Origin of the sequence: Mycobacterium pseudoshottsii JCM 15466 (genome assembly GCF_003584745.1) — a bacterium.
GTDB classification, from domain to species: Bacteria; Actinomycetota; Actinomycetes; order Mycobacteriales; family Mycobacteriaceae; genus Mycobacterium; species Mycobacterium marinum.
In genome coordinates, this window is record NZ_AP018410.1 from 4,822,912 (window position 1) to 4,841,099 (window position 18,188).

The following is an 18,188-nucleotide window of genomic DNA, read 5'->3' on the forward strand; positions in this document are numbered from 1 at the left end:
ACGAACGCACACAACCGCGGGGTTGTACCTATGCGCCAGTGATCAAGCCGACCAAGTCGGCGCCCATCACCAAGCTCTGATCGAAGGCGCCCACCAGACCGCCGATCTCACCGCTATTGAAGACCTGAGCGGAACTGCCGAGCAGCAGGCTAGAGGTGAAGTTTGCCGGCACCTGCGCACCAACGAGGGTGTTTGCGGCCTGCTCGCCCGTTCCAATGAGCAGGTTGGCGACATTGAAGCCGCGGTTGAGCGCACCATTGAGGGCACTATCAGTACCGAAGACACTCTGCTCCCACGCCACTTCGTTGGCGACCAGGGCGTGGTTGAAGCTGAGCTGATTATTCACCATTGCGGTGTTGAAGCCAATCTGAGCCGCTTCCAGCTGCTCCATGAAATCACCTACCGGACTTGCTGACAGCGTCTGTGCAGCGGCCGGGAACACACTTGACGCCGACGGCAGCAGCGACCCACTGCCCGCGAAGATGCCAACCAAGTCGGTGGGAACCATCTGGCTCTGGTCGAAGGCGCCGAGCAGGCCGCCGATCTGGCCGTCGTTGAACACCTGAGCCGAACTGCCCAGCAGCAGACTGGAGGTGAAGTTCGTTGGCACCGGAGCACCCAGGAGGGTGTTGATGATTTGCTCGCCGGTTCCCAACAACAGATTGCCCGCGTTGAAGCCCCGGTTGAGTGCCCCATTGAGAGCACTGTCGGTACCAAAGATTAGTTTCTCGAGCGCGACCTCGTTGGTGACCAGCGCATGGTTGAACGCGAGCTCGTTGTTGACCAGGGACGTGTTGAAGCTGATCTGCAGCTGCTCGAGTTGCTCCAAGGGGCTCGAGGACGCCGCGGCTGCAGCCACTGCCCGCAGTGGCGAGGCATTGGCCGATTCCGCGCCGGCATAGGCTTGCGCACCCGCGTTCAAGGTTCGCACGAACTGATCGTGAAACTCCGAAAGCTGCGCGCTGAGCCGTTGATAGGCCTGGCCATGCGCATCGAACAACGCGGCGATTGCCGTCGACACTTCGTCGGCGGCCGCCGGTAACACTCTCGTCGTCGCCACCGCCGCCGCTGTGCCGGCCGCATTGATCGTCGAACCAATACCCGCCAAATCTGTTGCGGCCGAGGTCAGTACTTGCGGAGCGGTTGTCAAGAGCGACATCGTGCATCACCACCGGTTCAAGCGCACGACCACTGAGCGCACAGCCCGGTCGTGCGGCTATTGCGAATGCACAGAGCCTAGCCCCGCTCCGGTGCAGACATGCCGGGTTTTCACCAATTGATCCAGAAATATTCACATCTGACGCACATCAACGTTGGTGCCGCCACGATAGCGCCCCTAGCGATAGCTACTCAGGAATTTCACCACCGACCTCGGTCCCTACCTCAACACCACCCGAGGCGGAGCCGGTCAGCTGACCGATCAGCTCCGGCAGGCGGCCGTCGAGTGTCACCTGGATCGGAACACCGAAGACGCTCAGGAAGGCCCCATCCATCAGGAATTTCTGCTCCACCGCACCGAGCAAGCCACCGGTCGTCACGCCACCGAAGGCATCGGCCGAACCACTGGCCAGCAGGCTGCCGGTGAAGTCCGCGGGCACCGGGACACCCAAGAGCGCGTCGACGGTCTGCTGTCCCGCACCCAGAGTGAAGTTGACCATGTTGAAGGCGTGGTTCACCGCGCCATTGAGGGCACTGTCGGTGCCGAAAATCGCCTGCTGCAAAGCCATCTCATTGGTGTCCAGTGATTCGTTGAAGGCCAGTTGACCGCTGAGCACATCAGCATTGAAAGCCGCTTGGGCTTGGCCGAACTGGCTCAACCACGACGCATCGACCAGTGCTGGGCCTCCCAAAGCCGCGTTGAGCAACAGCAACTGGTGCGCCACACCAGGCAGACCACCGGTCGGTATGTCGCCCTCGAGCGAGCCGCCGACGAGCAGGCTGCCGGTAAAGCTGGCCGGCGTCGGGGCACCCAGCACGGCATTGACGGCTTGCTCTCCCGTACCCACCAGTAGGTTCACCGCGTTGAACCCGTGGTTGACCGCGCCGTTGAGCGCCGCATCGGTGCCGAACAAGGCCTGTTGCAGCGCAACCTCATTGGCAACCAAGGACTGGTTGAACGCGAGCTGGCCGTCGACAAAACCGGCCAATACCCCGTTTTGGGCTTGACCCAGTTGCGCGAGCACCGCACCGGGCAGGCCTGACACGGTGTCCACCAGTACCGGGAACCCGGAGAAGTCACCGGTCAATCCCGCCGCGACGGCGGCATTGAACTGAGCGCCCACAGCGGACAGCTCACCACCCAAGTTGCCCAGCACGTCAACACCGCCCATGAACCCGGTGAGTCCGGTGCCGAAACCACCCGCCAGCGACTCACCGGTCTGGATCAGCGCGGCAAGCCCCGGTAACCCACCACCCAGGCCGCCCGACAACATCCCACTCACCTGGGTGCCCAACGTGCCAAGCGCAGCATTGAAGCCGCCGGCCAGTGATTCACCGGTTTGGATCAGCGCAGAGAGGCCGGGCACTGCCGTACCCAAACTCCCGGACAAGGCCGCGCTCAATTGAGCGCCCAAACCCGAAAGGGCAGTGCCAACACCGCCCATCAGCACCGCCCCGGCTTGCACCAGCCCGGACAAGTCTGGAAGCTCCCCGCCGACGGCGCCCGACAGGACACCGGCCACCCGAGAACCCAGCCCGCCGACGGCGTCGTTGAAGCTGCCGGCCAGCACCTGCCCCGTCTGCACCAGCCCGGAAACACTGGGCAGTCCTGCGCTCAAGTCGCCCGACAGCCCAGCGCCGAGCTGGGCCCCCAGGCTCGACAGGTCCGGGAGCCCAGCACTGAGGCTCCCGCTCAAAGCGGCGCTCAGCTGAGTTCCCATGCCCGAGAGCGCAGCGTTGAAACTGCCGGCCAGCGACTGGCCGGTCTGCACCACTCCAGAGAGGCCGGCACCGATCTGAGCACCGGGCACCTGTCCACCGAGCAGCAAGCTGGTGCTCAGACTCGCCGGAATCCGCGCCCCCACAAGGGTGTTCACGAATTGTTGGCCGGTACCCACCACCAAGTTGGTGGCGTTGAAGCCGCCGTAGATCACCCCTCCGACCAAGCTGTTGGCGCCGCCAACCGCATCAATCACGGCCGCCTCGTTGGCGACCAGCGCCTGGTTGAACGCGAGCTCGCCGCTGACCAGGTTGGCGGTGAAGCCAGCCTGCACCCGGCCAACCTGTTCAAAGAGCCCGCCCGGCCCGGCCGCCAGCACCGCTTGCGCATTGGCGACTTCGCTGCTCGCATAAGCGTCCGCGCCGGCACTGAGCACTCGGACAAACTCATCGTGAAACAGCGCCGCCCGGGCGCTGAGCTCCTGATATGCCTGGCCGTGTGCACCGAACAAGGCCGCGATGCCCGCCGACACCTCATCGAGACCTGCCGGGATCACACCGGTGGTCGCCAACGCTGCGGCGCTGCCCGCCGTGTCTATCGTCGAGCCAATACTTGCCAAATCGGTTGCTGCCGCACTCAAATACTGCGGTTCCGCAAATACAAAAGACATTTCGGGCCTCCCCACCACGGCTTCAATGGCTTCGCTAGCTTGATTGCTGGCCATCCCCGGCCCGATCAGGGCAGCCCTGAGCGGAGCGTATCGCGATGTGGGCGGCGACTGCGCGGTTTCTGCACAATCCGTTGATGATTGGCCCAATAGAGCGCAGAAAGAAAGCGAAAATGGCCATTTCCCATAGCTTTACGGGAGCAACGGCGGAAGCTAGGGGCCGGTCTTCACCCACTGGCCGGCGTCACCGACGATGCCGACCGGCACCGAGCCAGACAAGCTGACATTCCGAACGCTAGGGCCGACCGCAACGATGGTGGTGTCCTGCAGGATCGGCAACACGGTCCACATGTTCCACAGCCGCGGCTCGACCGCGGTGATCACGTCGTTGATGTTCTTGGTGCCGTTGAGTGCGGCATCGATGTTCGACTGGATGCTGGGGTCGCAAATGCCGGTGAGGTTCGACGGCGCCCGAAACAGTGCGTTCGGGCCGGGTGGCTCGCTGGGCGCGGGCGGCACCGGTGTGACGGCGCTGGGCACCGCAGACGGCATCGAACCCGTGGTTGCTGCGGGTGTGTTCGCCGGTATCGTCGGCTCCCAGACCTCCGTGGTCTGCAACGCCGGGCAGCCATAGCGCGACGCCAGCAATGTCGCGAGGTTTCCGCCGGCCTGGTGCCAGCCCACGATCGCGTCGACCCGGTTGTCGTTTAGGGCGTCGCCGTAGAGCGTGACCGGGTCCAACGCCAGTACGGAGGCCGCGATCCCCACGTTGCGCAACTGGTCGGCCGCCGTGTTGGCGACAGCCACGGACGTCGGGTCGTTGGCCGCCACCCCGATGACCAGCGTCAGCTGTCTGCCGTCCTTGCTGATGCCGCCGCGGATGACTTCCGGCGGCCCCGTGCTGACCGGCGTGGTGGTGGACCCCGGCCCCGGCGGCGCCGGCGAAACCGAGGTGTTGCTCTCGATCTGGTAACCGGCTCCTTCAAGAAGCGCCAATGCTGCGGAGGTACTCAGCGCCGGCGGTGCGGTCGGTACATAGCCCGGGTCACTCGGTGAACGGACCTGGGCCTGGTCCAAGGTGACGGTGTTGTCGCTGCCAGCCCCCACAGCGGCGAGCAGGTCAACATCGAGCAAACCCAAAATCGCCTTGCGCACCTGCGCTTCGGCCAGCTTGGGCTGATTTGCCCGGAGCGTGAGCTGCATGACCCGCGGGGTCACGATCCGGGCGGTCCGCACGTCGGGAATGGCCGACAACTGGGCGAACGCGGCCGACCCGCCGTGAACTTGGGCCACCTGCGTGTCGCCGTTGCGCACCGAGTCGGCCAGCGCCGCAGGCGCCCCGGCACGGCGAAACAGGATCAGGGAAGGTCTGGCCGGAGGCCCCCAATAGCGGTCGTTGCGGGCGATCAAGATCTCGTCGCGCTGCGGGTCGATGTTTTCCACCCGGAACTGCCCGCCCGTGACGGGCAAGGTGCGCGCCAGCCCCGCGGCGAAACCGCCCGGAACGTCCTTGACGATGTGCGCTGGCAGCAGGTTGTCAAACAGCTCTCGCCAGGCCGGGTAGGGCTGCGCGAAGGTGACGACGGCCTGCTTGCCCCCCTCCAGTGATTGGACGGCGGTGATCAGGTCGTAGCCGGCCGGATCAACGACACCAGGCTGGCTGACCATCTGCCGCCACAAGTACCAGAAGTCGTCGGCAGCGATCGGCGCGTTGTCAGTCCATTGCGCTTCCGGACGGATCTTGTAGGTGACCGTGAAGGGCGATTGGCCGGTCACCTCCGCGGACACCAGCAAGGTGGGATCCATATCCCAGCGCGAGCCGGTCGGCGAGTTCGGATCCGGCACCGGCCGGAACGCACTGGGCAGCACCAACGCGCTGATCGCCGCGTTCACCGGCGACAGATCGGACAGCAGGTGCGGGTTGAACCCCGCGCCGATCGAGTCGATGCCCATGATGATCTGGGTCGGATGCGGCGGCGGCGGTGGGGTGTTGTGGGTCGTGTCGGTGCTCTGCGGCGCCGGAGGCGGACTCACCGTACAACCAGACAGCGCCACACCTAGCGCTGTGATCAGCACACCGACCGTCAGGCAAACGCGGCGTACTGGGCTGAACACACCCACCAGGGTATCGAGGCGGTCCTCGCGCGTGATGCAGCTGCGAAAAACCGAACCGGATTTCGCACTGGCGTCACGCTCACGTTCGCGGGGCGCCCCCAAGCTAACCTCGGGCCTTGGCCCGGGACCGGCTGCGAGCCCGCGAGGTGGCGTCCAGCTCGACCTTGCGAACCCGGATGGCCTCCGGTGTCACCTCGACGCATTCGTCGGGCGCGCAGAACTCTATGGCCCGCTCCAGGTCGAGCTCGAGCGGCTTGGCCAGCGTCTCTATCACGTCCGCGGTCGATGACCGCATGTTGGTCAGCTTCTTCTCGCGGGTGACGTTGATGTCGAGGTCCTCGGCCCGCGGGTTGATGCCGACGACCATGCCCTCGTAGGTGTCCTCGCCGGGCTCCACGAAGAACTGACCTCGATCGGCAAGCTGGAGCAGCGCGAAGGGGGTGATGACCCCGGAACGATCCGACACCAGCGACCCGGTGTGCCGGGCCCGGATCTCCCCCGCCCACGGCCGGTAACCGTCGAACACGGCGTTGGCGATGCCGGTCCCCCGCGTCAGGGTGAGGAAATCGGTGCGAAAGCCGATCAACCCGCGGCTGGGCACGATGAAGTCCATCCGGACCCAACCGGCGGCATGATTCGTCATCTCTTCCATGCGGCCCTTGCGCCCGGCCATCAGCTGGGTGATGGCTCCGACGAATTCGTCCGGACAGTCGATGGTCATCGCCTCGAAGGGCTCGTGCAGCTGGCCGTCGATCGTCTTGGTGACCACCTGCGGCTTGCCTACCGTGAGTTCGAAGCCCTCCCGGCGCATGGTCTCAACCAGCACGGCCAATGCAAGTTCACCGCGCCCCTGCACTTCCCAGGCATCCGGGCGCCCGATGTCGACGACCCGGATCGAGACGTTGCCGATCAGTTCGGTGTCCAGGCGGCCTCGGGCCATGCGGGCCGTCAGCTTGTGCCCGGAGACCTTCCCGGCCAGCGGCGAGGTATTGGTGCCGACCGTCACCGAGATGGCCGGTTCGTCGACGGTGATGCGCGGCAGGGCATGCGCATGGTCCGGGTCGGCCAGCGTGTCGCCGATCATGATCTCCGGCAACCCCGCCACAGCGACGATGTCCCCGGCAACCGCCTCGTCGGTGGTGCTGCGCTCGACACCCTCGGTGGCCAGCAATTCGGTGATCTTGGCGCTCGTGACCACGGGCACCCCGTCCACCTCGCGTAGCCAAGCCACCTGCTGGCCCTTGCGCAGCTTGCCGTTGTAGATGCGGACCAGGGCGAGCCGGCCGAGGAAGGCCGACGCGTCCAGGTTGGTGACCAGGGCCTGCAGCGGAGCCTCGGAGTCGCCTTGCGGCGGCGGAACGTGCTCGAGCAGGACGTCGAACAACGGATCCAGGTTGGTGCCGTCGGGCGCCTGACCATCGGCCGGCTCGATGGTGCTCGCGATGCCCGCGCGCCCCGATGCGTACAGCGTCGGCAGCCCCAGCGCATGCTCAGCCGCCGCGGCCGCCTCGTCATCGAGATCGGACGCGACATCGAGCAGCAGGTCGTGGCTGGCCTCGACCACCTCTTTGATGCGGGCATCAGGCCGGTCGGTCTTGTTGACCACCAGGATCACCGGCAGATGCGCGCTCAGCGCCTTGCGCAGCACGAACCGGGTCTGTGGCAGCGGGCCCTCGGACGCGTCGACCAACAGCAGCACCCCGTCCACCATGGACAACCCGCGCTCGACCTCGCCGCCGAAGTCGGCGTGGCCCGGGGTGTCGATGACGTTGATCACCGTCACCGTTCCATCCGGATGGTGTCGGTGCACGGCGGTGTTCTTGGCCAGGATGGTGATGCCCTTTTCCCTTTCCAGGTCACCGCTGTCCATGACACGTTCCTGGACTTCACCGCGTTCGGTAAGGGCACCGGATTGCCGCAACATCGCGTCAACCAGGGTGGTTTTGCCGTGGTCGACGTGAGCGACGATGGCGACATTGCGGAATAGCACGTCGGTGATTGTGGCAGCGCAGGCAGCGGAAGGCGAACTGGGCCGGTGAGTCGACCCGTTGATCGAGCCCCCGGTTCGGGCTGTCGCGCTCGGCGTGTCGCCCCCGGTGAGCCCCGGGAATCGGCCAAAAAGGGCCTACCACCCGCGCGGTAGCGACACCGAACCACTTCGCGCGGCCACATCGGGCACCGACCGGCTACGGGTCACAGCGTGAGCAACACCATCCCGATCAGGGCGTGGCAGGCGGCCGATTAACCCGTCGGCGGGGCTGGCCGCAGCGCCCGGTCCAGGTCGGCAAGCCAGCACCGATCGGCCGGTACCCAGTCGACATCGTCTAGTTGATCGGCCGTCACCCAGCGCAACGCACGGTGGTCGCGCGCGCATGGGTGCCCGCGCAGCAAACGCACCCGGTATGCCCGCAATACGGTCTTTTCATCCAGCACAACGTCGGCCCCCAACCGCTCGCCGACCGCGACATCGTCGACGCCGAGTCCGAGTTCTTCGACCAGCTCGCGAGCCAGCGCGGCAGGCTCGGTCTCGCCGCCAGCAACCTTTCCGCCAGGAAGCTCCCATCGACCGGCCAGCTCCGGCGGCCGGACCCGCTGCGCCACCAATACGGTGGCGCCGCAGATGATGGCTCCGGCAACGACGATCTGATTCGGCATCGCCAGTGACGGTATCTCGCCGAGTCGACCCGGCAGCGCCACTTCCCAGATCCGGCGGACTGCGATCCGACCGAAGCCATGTTGCCCCAACACCCCCCAGCCCTGCGCCACCGCAGCCTTGACTGCGCGCCAAGCCGGCTTGGGCAAGCCAAACATGATGGCGCGCAACGACGAACTGACACACCGATCCCGATGCCGCAGAACCCGGATGGGCTAGGCAGCACCCATGAACCCACGGCGTACCGTTGGCCACATGGCTGTGTTAACTGATGAGCAAGTAGACGCCGAACTGCCCGGCCTCAACGGCTGGCAACGGGCCGATGGAGCGCTGCGCCGATCCATCAAGTTTGCAACTTTTCTCGATGCGATCGATGCCGTGCGCCGGGTGGCCGAGCACGCGGAAAGCAAGGACCATCACCCGGACATCGATATCCGTTGGCGGACAGTTACTTTCGCACTCGTTACGCACTCGGCGGGCGGCATCACGCAAAACGACATCGACATGGCCCGCGACATCAACGGCATCGTCGGCGACTGACCAGCGCCTCGCCACGCGACCGGGACTAGCGCGCCCGCTGACGCGTCGTCGCAATCCAGCCGAGGGTCGCCAGCGTTGCCACCACATAGACCAGTCCGGCCCACGCCAGGTACCAGGGTCGGCCGATCTGCCAGATGGTCGGCTGGGCGAAACTCAGCAACCACGGCACGCCGATGACGGTGAGCGCCAACCAACCCCAACCCAGGATCCGCGCGCCGAGCCGATCGCGCAGCGGGCCGCTGAGAAGCCAGATCATCAACGGCACCAACCACACCCAATGGTGGGTCCACGAGATCGGCGAGAGCAGCAAACCAAAAAGTTCGATTACCAGTAGCTTGCCCAGGTGATCGGCGGGCTCGAGCGCTCGCCAGGCCAGGACCGCCAGCACCGCCGTGACAGCGATGGCGGCCAACACCAGCGGGCCAAAGCCCGCGTCATGGCCGAGGATTCGCGAGATTGCGCCGCGCCAGGACTGGTTGAACGACGTCGCAATGGGCCCGACCCGGTGCGCGTCTCCCAGCAAATCGGTGAAGTAGTAGCGAGCCTGACCACCCACGATCAGCAACGACACACCGACGGACACAAGGAACACGATCGCCGAACACACCGCGGCACGCCAGCGCCGGACGCCGGCCAGATAGACGGCGGTGATCGCCGGCGTCAGTTTGATGCCCGCCGCTACGCCAACCAACAGGCCCGATAACCACCATCGCGTGGTGTAAACCGCCCACAGCGCCGCAAGCATCAGCAGGACGTTGATCTGCCCGTAGTCGAAGGTGCTGCGCAGCGGCTCAATCCAGATGGCGACCGCCGTCCACACCATCGCGGCGCGGTGACCGCGCTCGGCCGGCACGCCGATCAGACGCTGGCTGATCCGGACCGCGCCGTACAACGCGGTGATGGTAGCGAGCTGCCACAGGAATGCGACCAGCCCGAAAGGCAGCAGATGCAGCGGGTAGAAGACGACCGCCGCAAACGGCGGATACGTGAAGGGCAGCGGAAAGTCAGGCGTCTGATCTGCGTAAACGTAGCTGTACAGGCTGCCGGGATGGCCAAGGGCCGCCGCTCCGCCGACATAGACATGCAGGTCGACAAAGTTCGCTCCGTTGGACGTCAGGTAGGTCCAGGCGAGTCGCGCGGCGACGCTGAACACCAGCAGCAACGGCGCGCCACGGCGCCCCCAGACCTTCGGCGATACCGCCTTGTGCCGAGTGGTGCTTGCCGCCGGGGCGGCCGAGGTCGTGTCGATGCGACCGACTCTAGTGCCGACCCAATTGCCCAGGTGACCGGTCACCGCTATCGCTCGTATCCATAACGATCAAATAAATGCCACACGTGTCACTTGAGTCACATCCGTACCGCGATAGCTTCGGCAACCGGGACCTGTCACTACCAACCATCACCCGGGACCTGTCACTAATAACCAGGGAGAGTCATGCCAACCATCTGGACGTACGTACGCGCCGCCGCCGTCTTGGTCGGTTCGTCCGCTGCACTACTGACGGGCGGAATCGCCCATGCAGACCCGGCGCCGGCGCCGGCTCCTGCTCCCAACATCCCGCAGCAGCTGATCAGCTCGGCCGCTAATGCGCCCCAAATCCTGCAGAACCTGGCGACGGCCCTGGGCACCACGCCGTTGCTCGGCGCCCCGCAGGCTCCGCAGCCGGTGCCCGCAGCACCCGGCCTCGGCTCGGTGCTGCCCGGGCTGGCCCCGGCCGCCCCGGCGACCGCCCCGGCGATTCCCGGCGTGAACACCCCGATTCCGGGGATTACCGCGCCGGCCGCGCCGGTTGCGCCGTCCCCCGCGACGGCGGTAACGCCGTCCATCCCCGGGGTGAACGCCCCGATCCCGGGGCTCACCGCACCGGCACCCGCCGCTCCGGCGGCACCAGCGGCCGCACTTCCGGGGTTGGCGTCGGCAATTCCCGGTCTGGCTCAGGCCGCTCTGCCGGGGCTGACCGGGGGCGCCATTCCGGGACTCCCGGCCCCCGGCGCTGCGCCGGCCGCACCTGCAAACCAGCCCCAGACGTTGCTCGCGGCCCTGCCCTGAGCGTCTCGTCCGACGGCTAAAACCATCATCTAGGACCGGGAGAAATTACGTGGCAAGCACTTGGAGTCTGTCCAAAGGTTTGGCCGCCGTCGTCGTCACCTCGGCTGCCGCGCTCGGGCTTTGCCCGGGCGCGGCAGCCGACCCGGCGGCGCCGCAGCCCAACCCCAACCCACAGCTACCGGGTCTGCCGGCGTTGGCTCAACTTAGTCCGATAATCCAGCAAGCGGCCGGCAATCCCGAGCAGGCGACGCAGTTGCTGATGGCAGCTGCGCAGGCATTTGCGCACAACCCGGCGGCCCCGACCGAATCCCGCAACGTCGCGTCGTCGGTCAACCAGTTCGTCCAGGAGCCGGTGAACCCGGCCCCCGGATCACCTCCGCTAGGCGTGCCGGCTCCGGCCGCCGCCCCGGTTGAGGTCGCCCCGCCGGCCAGTGCCCCGGTGCCGCATGTGCCGGCCCCGGGCGCCGAGCCTGGGACACTCGCACATCTGCCCGCGGGTATCGATCCCGCGCATGCAGCGGGTCCAGCACCGGTAGCGGCGCCGGCCGGCGCACCGCCCGCGTCCGCGCCGGCACCCGCGGCCGCAGCTCCCGCGTCGGCGCCTGGCACCGCGCCAGCACCCGCGGCGGCACCGGGACCAGCACCCGCGGCACCCGCACCAGCACCGGCCGCGGCCGCACCAGCGCCGGCACCTGCCCCCGCCGCACCGCCGGCCGCACCCGTGGCCGCACCCGTGGCCGCACCTGCGCCCGTTCCGGCTCCTGCCCCCGCCGCCGCTCCCGCACCCGAAGCGGCCGCACCCGCACCGGCACCCGCGCCGGCACCGGCCGCGGCACCGGGCTTTGGCCCTGACGCCCCGCCCACGCAGGACTTCATGTACCCCTCGATCGGCACGAACTGCCTGGCGGACGGTAGCAACATCATCGCCACCGCCCTCTCGGTTGCGGGCCCGGCCACCATCCCGACGCCCGGCCCCGGGCCCGGCCAGACCGCCTATGTGTTCACCGCGGTCGGCACCCCCGGCCCCGCCGAGGTGCAGCGGCTGCCGTTGAACGTCACCTGGGTGAACCTGAGCTCCGGCAAATCCGGAAGCGTGACGCTCAAGCCGCGCTCCGACATCAATCCGGAGGGGCCCACAACGTTGACCGGGATTGCCGACACCGGTTCGGGCAGCATCATGTCGACGATCTTCGGGCAGGTCACCACCAAAGAACGGCAATGCCAGTTCATGCCCACCATCGGCTCAACGGTGGTGCCCTAGCACCACCGTTGAGCCGGCCGAGACGCGAGCCTCAGTACGCCATGAACAGGATCGCGTCTCGGTCGTATTCGAGACCCGGGTGAACGCTGGCGAGGTGGGCCTGCGTGAGCTCGACCAACTCGTCCTCGTCCTTTCCGACGATGGCTTCGCCGCGCGGACACGTTATGTGTGTCTTCACGTTGTCGCCCTTCCCTCCTACTACCTACTGCTTTGCCGCCTTGGCCGCTGCCTTCATCTGTTTCTTGTGCGATCGCACCTGACCAAGCGAACGGGCGTCGACAACGTCGGCCACCGACATGTGGGTGCCGGGCTGGCCGTAGTCACCGGCCGCCGCCTGCCAGCCCTCGGGCGTCACGCCGTACTGCTTGCCCAGTAACGCCAGAAAGATCCGCGCCTTTTGTTCACCGAACCCGGGTAGCCCCTTGAGCCTGCCCAGCAATTCTTTGCCATCGGGCTCACCGGCGGTCCATATCGCGGCCGCATCCCCGCCGTAGCGGTCCACCACGATCTGGGCCAGCGTCTGGACGCGTTTGGCCATCGATCCCGGAAAGCGATGTATTGCAGGCTTTTCCGAACACAATGCGGCGAACTTGTCCGGGTCGTAGTCGGCGATGTCGCCGGCATCCAGACCACCCATCCGATCGGCGATCTTCTTGGGGCCGGCAAAGGCCGTTTCCATCGGAACCTGCTGGTCGAGCAACATCCCGACCAGCAGTGCGAACGGGTTGTTGGATAAGAGTTCATCGGCCTCGGGGTCCTGCGCTAGGCAGAGGTTCACACGTCGACTGTAGGACAACCCCTAGATCGGAGGACACCCTGGACAGCGACGAGTGGCGCCAAAGACGGTTGCTACTTCCGAGTGCAGCATGCCCTGCTAGACGAACCGGCCGGAAAGATGGCCAGGGACGAGATGTCGATCATCGCCAAACGGTAGTGGGCAAGTTCCTTCACCACACCCATCAACCGATCCAGCCGACGAGCTGATTGCGCACGGCGCGTCGCTCACATCGGACTTAGCACGGTCCCTATCGTGAAATGATGTCGACCTCGGCGACCCAGGATGAGCCAACACCACATTGGGCTTACGGCTATGGAATAGTCCCGGAAGAGACGGCTAAGGATCGGTTAAGTTCCTACGAGGCGCTGAAAAAATTCCTGGATCTATTTGACACATTACGCGATCCAAGTCGTGAACAAGACAAAGATCCATTGACGACAAAACTCGTTTCGATTTTCGATCTTACAACGAGCCTCGCGATTCGAAATCTCGCAAGCGCGCTCTTACGCCTGCTATTTGAGAGCCCAGTGAAACATGTTTCTGGGCCGGCGAAACAAGAGCAAATAAACTACCTCGTGATGCGGATTGACGATGCCTCGATAAGAGAATTTCGAGCGCATTTGGAATACTTTTTGAATTGCGCATCAGATGCGGATAAATGTCCAACAAAGAAAGATCTGATAAATTTCCTAATTGCGTGGACGAGTCGCATGCGCGGCAGGGTCTCAATGAATACCTTCGATCCAAATATGGACCCGAAACTCAGCCAAGCTATGCGCGCCTGGTCGGACGAATTGCAGATAGCGGCCAACGATTTTTCACAGGCCCTAGCCGCCGGGACCGCCGTTGAGATTGCGAACGAGGCAGCCGCAGTGGCAATACGGGCAAGCAAACTGGCCGAAGAAGCGGCCGGACTTGGTGGGGCAGCCACGCTGAGTGCTCACTTCAAGGGACTGGCCGATAAGGACGGAAAGTCCGCAACCCGGTTGACTTTACTTGCAATTGGCTGCTTGTTTGCGACGATCGGATCGGGGATGTTCATCATTGCCTCTCCAGTTTCAGCTCAATGGCAAGACACGCTATTTCGATTCGCATTGACACTCCCATTGATAGGAATCGCCGCATACGCCGCCCGAATATCTACCCACTATCGACTTCTCAGCCGTTGGGCAAAAGTGTCCTTCGTGCAGATAATTTCCGTTGGAGCGTTCGCCGAGAAGATACCCACCCCTGAAGGACGCAAAGACTTGGTACTCTTTGCGGGTCGAACAGTGTTCGGGCCGCCCGTCTTTGCCGATGAGTCGAAAACGGGTAACGTCTCTGGAATTCCACCTGAGCTACTTGAGCTATTTAAAGAGGTCGTCCGCAGAGAGACTAGGTGAAACCGCAACCTTTTTCACTATACGGCCAATCTGGCGAGTCTCACGCCCCAGCTTTGACAAGAGCTCGGCGCGAAATGTTTGCAGGGAGGAAGAACAGGGCTCCGGCGTTGTTGATTAGCAGGCTTGTGAGCTGGGGGATTGTGGATTGAGGAGGTCTAGGCGGCGGTTGGCGGTCAAAGCGGTGATCCGGCAGGCTTCGGCGATGTTGTCGGCGCCGTTGAGGCGGTGCAGATTGATCGCGGTGTTGCGTAGCGTTGCTAGGACCTGTGCGCCGTTTCCGGTATGTGCCCTTTGACGGTCTTCGTCGAAGGTGACGTCGCGTATCCAGTGCAGGCTGTTCTCGATTCCCCAGTGTTGACGCATCCAGGTCATGATCGCGGTAGGGCGGGCGTGCTCGAACGGCAGGCTGCAGATGGCATAGACCACCTCCACGCTGCGCTGGTCGGTGGCGGTGATCAAGCGTTCACGAGTGATCCGGATGATTTGTTTTGCGTAGGGGAAGCCGATTCCTCGTGCAGCGGTGATGATTTGCGGGGTGCGGGTCTCGACACGGCCGTGGCCGCGGGAGTCGTCGGTAGCGGCTGTGGGCACCTCGGCCCAGGGCAGCGCGGTGATACGCGCAAGTATTTTGGCTTGGTTGGACTTGACGATCATCAGGTAGTGCGACTTCAAGGTGGCGCAGATCAACTTCGCGGTGACGACCTGGGTATGCATCGCATCCACGGTGACCAGCCACCGCAAGCTACCCGGCAGCAGCGTGAGCAGGGCACGTACGCAGGGAATTTCATTGCTTTTCTCGGCGACAGCGAGTTGACCGAGCACCAATCGGGCACGGTGGGCGAACACCGACACGAGATGCGTGGCTGTCGCTTTGGCGCGTAAAGCACCACGCAGCATCTTGCCGTCCAACGCGATCGGCACCAATCCACTGGGGTCGCTGCTGGCCACGTGTGCAGTGAAGTAACTGCCCATCCTGGCGTTGAGGTCGGCGGGGTCTAGCCGAGACAAAACAGCGCGGAAGGTCTTCTCACTGGGCCGCCGGAACCGGACCCCTAATTGGGCCAACACATCATCGGGAGCGGTGGCCGCCCATGTGGCAAAACCAGCATAGCCGCGCATCCCCGCGGCAGTGGCCAGAACCGCGATCGCCAACAAAGCCATCAGCGAATACCTCCGACCGCGTGGGCCCCTCGGGTCTGGCACCGAGGCCAACACATCGAGAAACTCCGATCCGATGAGCTCGCTGCGCTCACCAGGACTCCAGCAGTCGAACACCTCTGGAACCGACGACACAGGCAATACTGAAACGGTAGGCACGGGCAACTCCAGACCAACGACGAACAGTAACCAACTCGATCGTTCTCCAGATAGCCCGTGCCTACACTCCGGCCCCAATAGCGCGGCACCAAAGATCATCAACCCAGCTCACAAGCCTGCTAATCAACAACGCCGGAGCCCTGGGAGGAAGAAGAGCGCGTTGGCTCCAAGTCGGTAGCAAACCCTGAAACTGGGATGGTCGATATTTGCGAACCAGTTGCCCTGTAAGCGGGTGAACGCCCACACTCGTAGCTGGGTCTAACGACTTGTCATGCCACCTCGGCAATGTCGTTCGACCTCGAACTGTAGGTTGCTGGGACCTTCGGGAGAAGGAGCAGAAATGACCGCGCCCCTACCCGCGCCGGGTTGGTATCCCGACCCATCGAACCCTGAGAAACAGATCTACTGGGACGGCACCGCATGGAGCGGGCCGCCCGCTTCAGGAGCTGCCGATAAGCACAAGAAAACTGCGGTTGCGATCGGCGTCTGTGTGCTTGTCCTCGTTGGGCTCGTGATGTCGATGCAGTCAGTCAACCTCATGTCCGGTTCGGGTCCAGTCTGGACCGGGGTCGGTGTCGTGGCAGCAGGCACGGCTGTTGCATTCTTCTTGCGCGCTGCAACATGGGTCCGTGTCGTGGCTGCCCTGGTCTTGGCAGTTTCTCTCGCGAATGCCCTCTATATAGAGAACGAGATCGCCAAGAAGCGCGAAGAACTGACGCACATATTCGACCGCCAGGGTCCTTACTTGCTGGCCACTCTTGGTCAGCGTCTCACCACACGCTGTTCAGGTCGAACTTCTCGACAACAACCAGACCGGGGTTTATGACTTCTGTCTCCGCCCAATCGTCTAGATGAACGATCCGGATCATAGCTGCTTTGGCGCGGCCATCGGCGATCATCCTGTCGGCCAGCCAAGGCGGAAGCGCTACCACCTTCCCGCAAGCGGTTACCTGGACTGATTTTGGCAAGGTGCCGGAGGCGGTTCATTTGGATGTGGTCATCTGACCGCCCGTTCGGCCATGTTCCGGATCATCCAATCCCCAACGGAGACACCCGCTGCGTGCAGCATCGGGTTAGCCCGTTGGCCACCGCGAAGAAGGCGGTTCGAAGCCACCATGTAGTCGTGTGGTGCGTTGGGGCAGTGCCAGTTGTCGACTCCTTCTGCTTGCGTCGGGTGATCTGTTGAGCAAGAGAAGCCCCGCAGAATCCAACGCCGAGTATCGCGTTGGTCGATGCGGTCGGCGTTCGCTGACCGATCTTTCGAAGCCCGGCCGCCTCCTGTAACTGCTTCCACGTATCAGCCTACGAATGTCGCAGGCGCAGCGTATGGGCTCTCCGCGTCGAAGCGCCCAAGCCGCCGAACTCGGGACGATGGCCCGGGTAACCGTAGCGGTACCCGGCACGAAGTGGTTGTGGATGATCAGCCGGTCTGAGTCGGCAGGCATGAACTAACCCTCCCGCGGAACGCCGTCCACAGACGGAAAGAAGACGTCCTCACAGTCCAGACCAACCTCGTCGGGGCGTCGAAGTAAGGGCGCACGACGGCCCGCCGTTGTGCCGGTGGTCCATAACTGGACGAAGCTGTCGAATGCTGCTCGCGCCTGATCGTGTGGAATACCAGCAACCCTTGACATAGACGAACACGTCGTGTGCGTTTGACGCTACGCGTGTCCTGGTCACAGGTGCTGAGCAGAATGCGTAGCGCAGTTGTCAAGGTCTACTGCTGGTCGAGCAGCATCCCCACGAGCAACTCGAATGGATTCGATTCCAACAGCGCGTCGGCGGCCGGATCTTGGACAAGCTATAGCTTCGGCACCCGGCCAGTCTACGACTGGGTCGCGGCGAGGCGCCCAAGTCCGGCATTTGGTGCCAGTTTGCCGGGGCTGCGGCTATCCGCTCTTGCGCCGAAATTCCCGGCGGTTCTCCACGGGCCCATGCACCCGCGGCTTCTTGCCACCGCCGTCTTTGTGGTCGGTCGCCCCCGAGGACTTCGCCATCTTGCGTTCGAGGGCTTCCCGGAACTTGCGCTTGTTGTCGTCGTCCGGGGCGGAGCTTTCCGGGGACTTCGATGCAGCCATACCGGCAGCTTATCCCGGCCGGTTACCGCTTACCTGGGGGCAGGCCATATACGTGCGAGATGGGTAGCGTCAGCAGCACCCGTCGATCGGTGACCATCGCTTCGCGGTACTCGTCCCAATCCGGATGCTCCCCAGCGATGTTGCGGTACAAGGCAATTAGCGCCTCAACGGTTTCGTCATCGGGTGCCGCGGCGGGAGGCGTCAGCCCTGCGGTGCCTTCCGCGACCGCGTAGGACCGCCCGTCATCGGCGTCCACCAGGATCGAGGCACGTGGGTCGCGACGCAGGTTACGGGTCTTGGCCCGCGGCTCGGTGATCGATACCTGCACCACCAACTTGCGGGCGTCGAAGTAGTACTGCACGTTGGACAGCTGCGGACGTCCGTCATGTTTGATGGTGGCCAGCACTCCGATGGAGTTACCGCTGATTACAGCCAACAGCTTGTCGTCGAAGACCTGGCGTCCCATGCC

Annotated in this window: 16 protein-coding genes and 1 pseudogene; 5 read left to right on the forward strand and 12 right to left on the reverse strand. The window is 64.4% G+C overall.

Annotation, left to right across the window (positions count from 1 at the left end; all coding sequences use genetic code 11):
* Positions 1–28: 28 nt before the first annotated feature.
* From MPSD_RS30455 to MPSD_RS21865, 5 genes are all read right to left on the reverse strand, one after another.
* On the reverse strand, positions 29–1,159 hold the full coding sequence (locus MPSD_RS30455; protein ID WP_020786303.1) for a PE family protein: 1,131 nt from the start codon (positions 1,157–1,159) through the stop codon (positions 29–31).
* 187 nt (positions 1,160–1,346) lie between these two features.
* Positions 1,347–3,548, reverse strand: coding sequence for a PE family protein (locus tag MPSD_RS21850; protein ID WP_036426343.1), 2,202 nt, complete (start codon positions 3,546–3,548; stop codon positions 1,347–1,349).
* A 210-nt stretch (positions 3,549–3,758) separates the two neighbouring features.
* Positions 3,759–5,666: an ABC transporter family substrate-binding protein gene (locus MPSD_RS21855; RefSeq protein WP_084472667.1), complete on the reverse strand. Its 1,908-nt coding sequence runs from the start codon at positions 5,664–5,666 to the stop codon at positions 3,759–3,761.
* A gap of 97 nt (positions 5,667–5,763) precedes the next feature.
* On the reverse strand, positions 5,764–7,650 hold the full coding sequence (typA, locus tag MPSD_RS21860) for a translational GTPase TypA (RefSeq protein WP_020786300.1): 1,887 nt from the start codon (positions 7,648–7,650) through the stop codon (positions 5,764–5,766).
* 251 nt (positions 7,651–7,901) lie between these two features.
* Positions 7,902–8,315 (reverse strand): (deoxy)nucleoside triphosphate pyrophosphohydrolase, encoded by a 414-nt coding sequence (locus tag MPSD_RS21865; protein ID WP_106407442.1) that lies wholly within the window; start codon positions 8,313–8,315, stop codon positions 7,902–7,904.
* A 253-nt stretch (positions 8,316–8,568) separates the two neighbouring features.
* On the opposite strand from MPSD_RS21865, the gene MPSD_RS21870 reads away from it, so the two are divergent.
* Positions 8,569–8,853 (forward strand): 4a-hydroxytetrahydrobiopterin dehydratase, encoded by a 285-nt coding sequence (locus tag MPSD_RS21870; protein WP_020786298.1) that lies wholly within the window; start codon positions 8,569–8,571, stop codon positions 8,851–8,853.
* 25 nt (positions 8,854–8,878) lie between these two features.
* Here the strand turns inward: MPSD_RS21870 and MPSD_RS21875 are convergent, their stop codons facing one another.
* The gene (locus tag MPSD_RS21875; protein WP_020786297.1) at positions 8,879–10,147 is read right to left on the reverse strand and encodes a mannosyltransferase; all 1,269 of its coding nucleotides are present in this window, start codon (positions 10,145–10,147) and stop codon (positions 8,879–8,881) included.
* A 141-nt stretch (positions 10,148–10,288) separates the two neighbouring features.
* On the opposite strand from MPSD_RS21875, the gene MPSD_RS21880 reads away from it, so the two are divergent.
* A complete protein-coding gene (locus tag MPSD_RS21880) occupies positions 10,289–10,903 on the forward strand; it encodes a hypothetical protein (RefSeq protein WP_020786296.1) in 615 nt (204 codons plus the stop codon).
* The gene (locus MPSD_RS21885; RefSeq protein ID WP_372509754.1) at positions 10,863–12,164 is read left to right on the forward strand and encodes an Rv1157c family protein; all 1,302 of its coding nucleotides are present in this window, start codon (positions 10,863–10,865) and stop codon (positions 12,162–12,164) included. The genes MPSD_RS21880 and MPSD_RS21885 overlap by 41 nt, the downstream gene beginning before the upstream one ends.
* Positions 12,165–12,195: 31 nt before the next feature.
* On the opposite strand, the gene MPSD_RS21890 is transcribed toward MPSD_RS21885, so the two are convergent.
* Positions 12,196–12,342, reverse strand: coding sequence for a hypothetical protein (locus tag MPSD_RS21890; RefSeq protein WP_020786294.1), 147 nt, complete (start codon positions 12,340–12,342; stop codon positions 12,196–12,198).
* A 24-nt stretch (positions 12,343–12,366) separates the two neighbouring features.
* On the reverse strand, positions 12,367–12,942 hold the full coding sequence (locus tag MPSD_RS21895; RefSeq protein ID WP_020786293.1) for an HhH-GPD-type base excision DNA repair protein: 576 nt from the start codon (positions 12,940–12,942) through the stop codon (positions 12,367–12,369).
* Between the two features lie 260 nt (positions 12,943–13,202).
* Here MPSD_RS21895 and MPSD_RS27895 point away from each other — a divergent pair, with 260 nt between their 5' ends.
* Entirely contained in the window at positions 13,203–14,324 is a 1,122-nt protein-coding gene (locus MPSD_RS27895; protein WP_131807384.1) for a hypothetical protein, read from the forward strand.
* Positions 14,325–14,438: 114 nt separating this feature from the next.
* On the opposite strand, the gene MPSD_RS21905 is transcribed toward MPSD_RS27895, so the two are convergent.
* Complete coding sequence (locus MPSD_RS21905) at positions 14,439–15,641, reverse strand: ISAs1-like element IS2404/ISMul1 family transposase (protein WP_420811960.1); 1,203 nt, start codon at positions 15,639–15,641, stop codon at positions 14,439–14,441.
* 340 nt (positions 15,642–15,981) lie between these two features.
* Between MPSD_RS21905 and MPSD_RS21915 the strand changes: the two genes are divergently transcribed.
* A complete protein-coding gene (locus MPSD_RS21915; protein ID WP_232022627.1) occupies positions 15,982–16,467 on the forward strand; it encodes a DUF2510 domain-containing protein in 486 nt (161 codons plus the stop codon).
* Positions 16,468–16,988: 521 nt separating this feature from the next.
* Here MPSD_RS21915 and MPSD_RS30595 read toward each other — a convergent pair.
* The 3 genes and pseudogenes from MPSD_RS30595 to MPSD_RS21935 form a co-directional block, all read right to left on the reverse strand.
* Positions 16,989–17,257: pseudogene (locus MPSD_RS30595) on the reverse strand (alpha/beta hydrolase); the annotation flags it as partial.
* 273 nt (positions 17,258–17,530) lie between these two features.
* The gene (locus MPSD_RS21930) at positions 17,531–17,719 is read right to left on the reverse strand and encodes a DUF5302 domain-containing protein (protein WP_011739232.1); all 189 of its coding nucleotides are present in this window, start codon (positions 17,717–17,719) and stop codon (positions 17,531–17,533) included.
* A gap of 22 nt (positions 17,720–17,741) precedes the next feature.
* Positions 17,742–18,185 carry a PPOX class F420-dependent oxidoreductase gene (locus MPSD_RS21935; RefSeq protein WP_015356848.1) on the reverse strand — a complete coding sequence of 148 codons (444 nt, stop codon included), beginning with the start codon at positions 18,183–18,185 and terminating at the stop codon, positions 17,742–17,744.
* Positions 18,186–18,188: the final 3 nt, after the last annotated feature.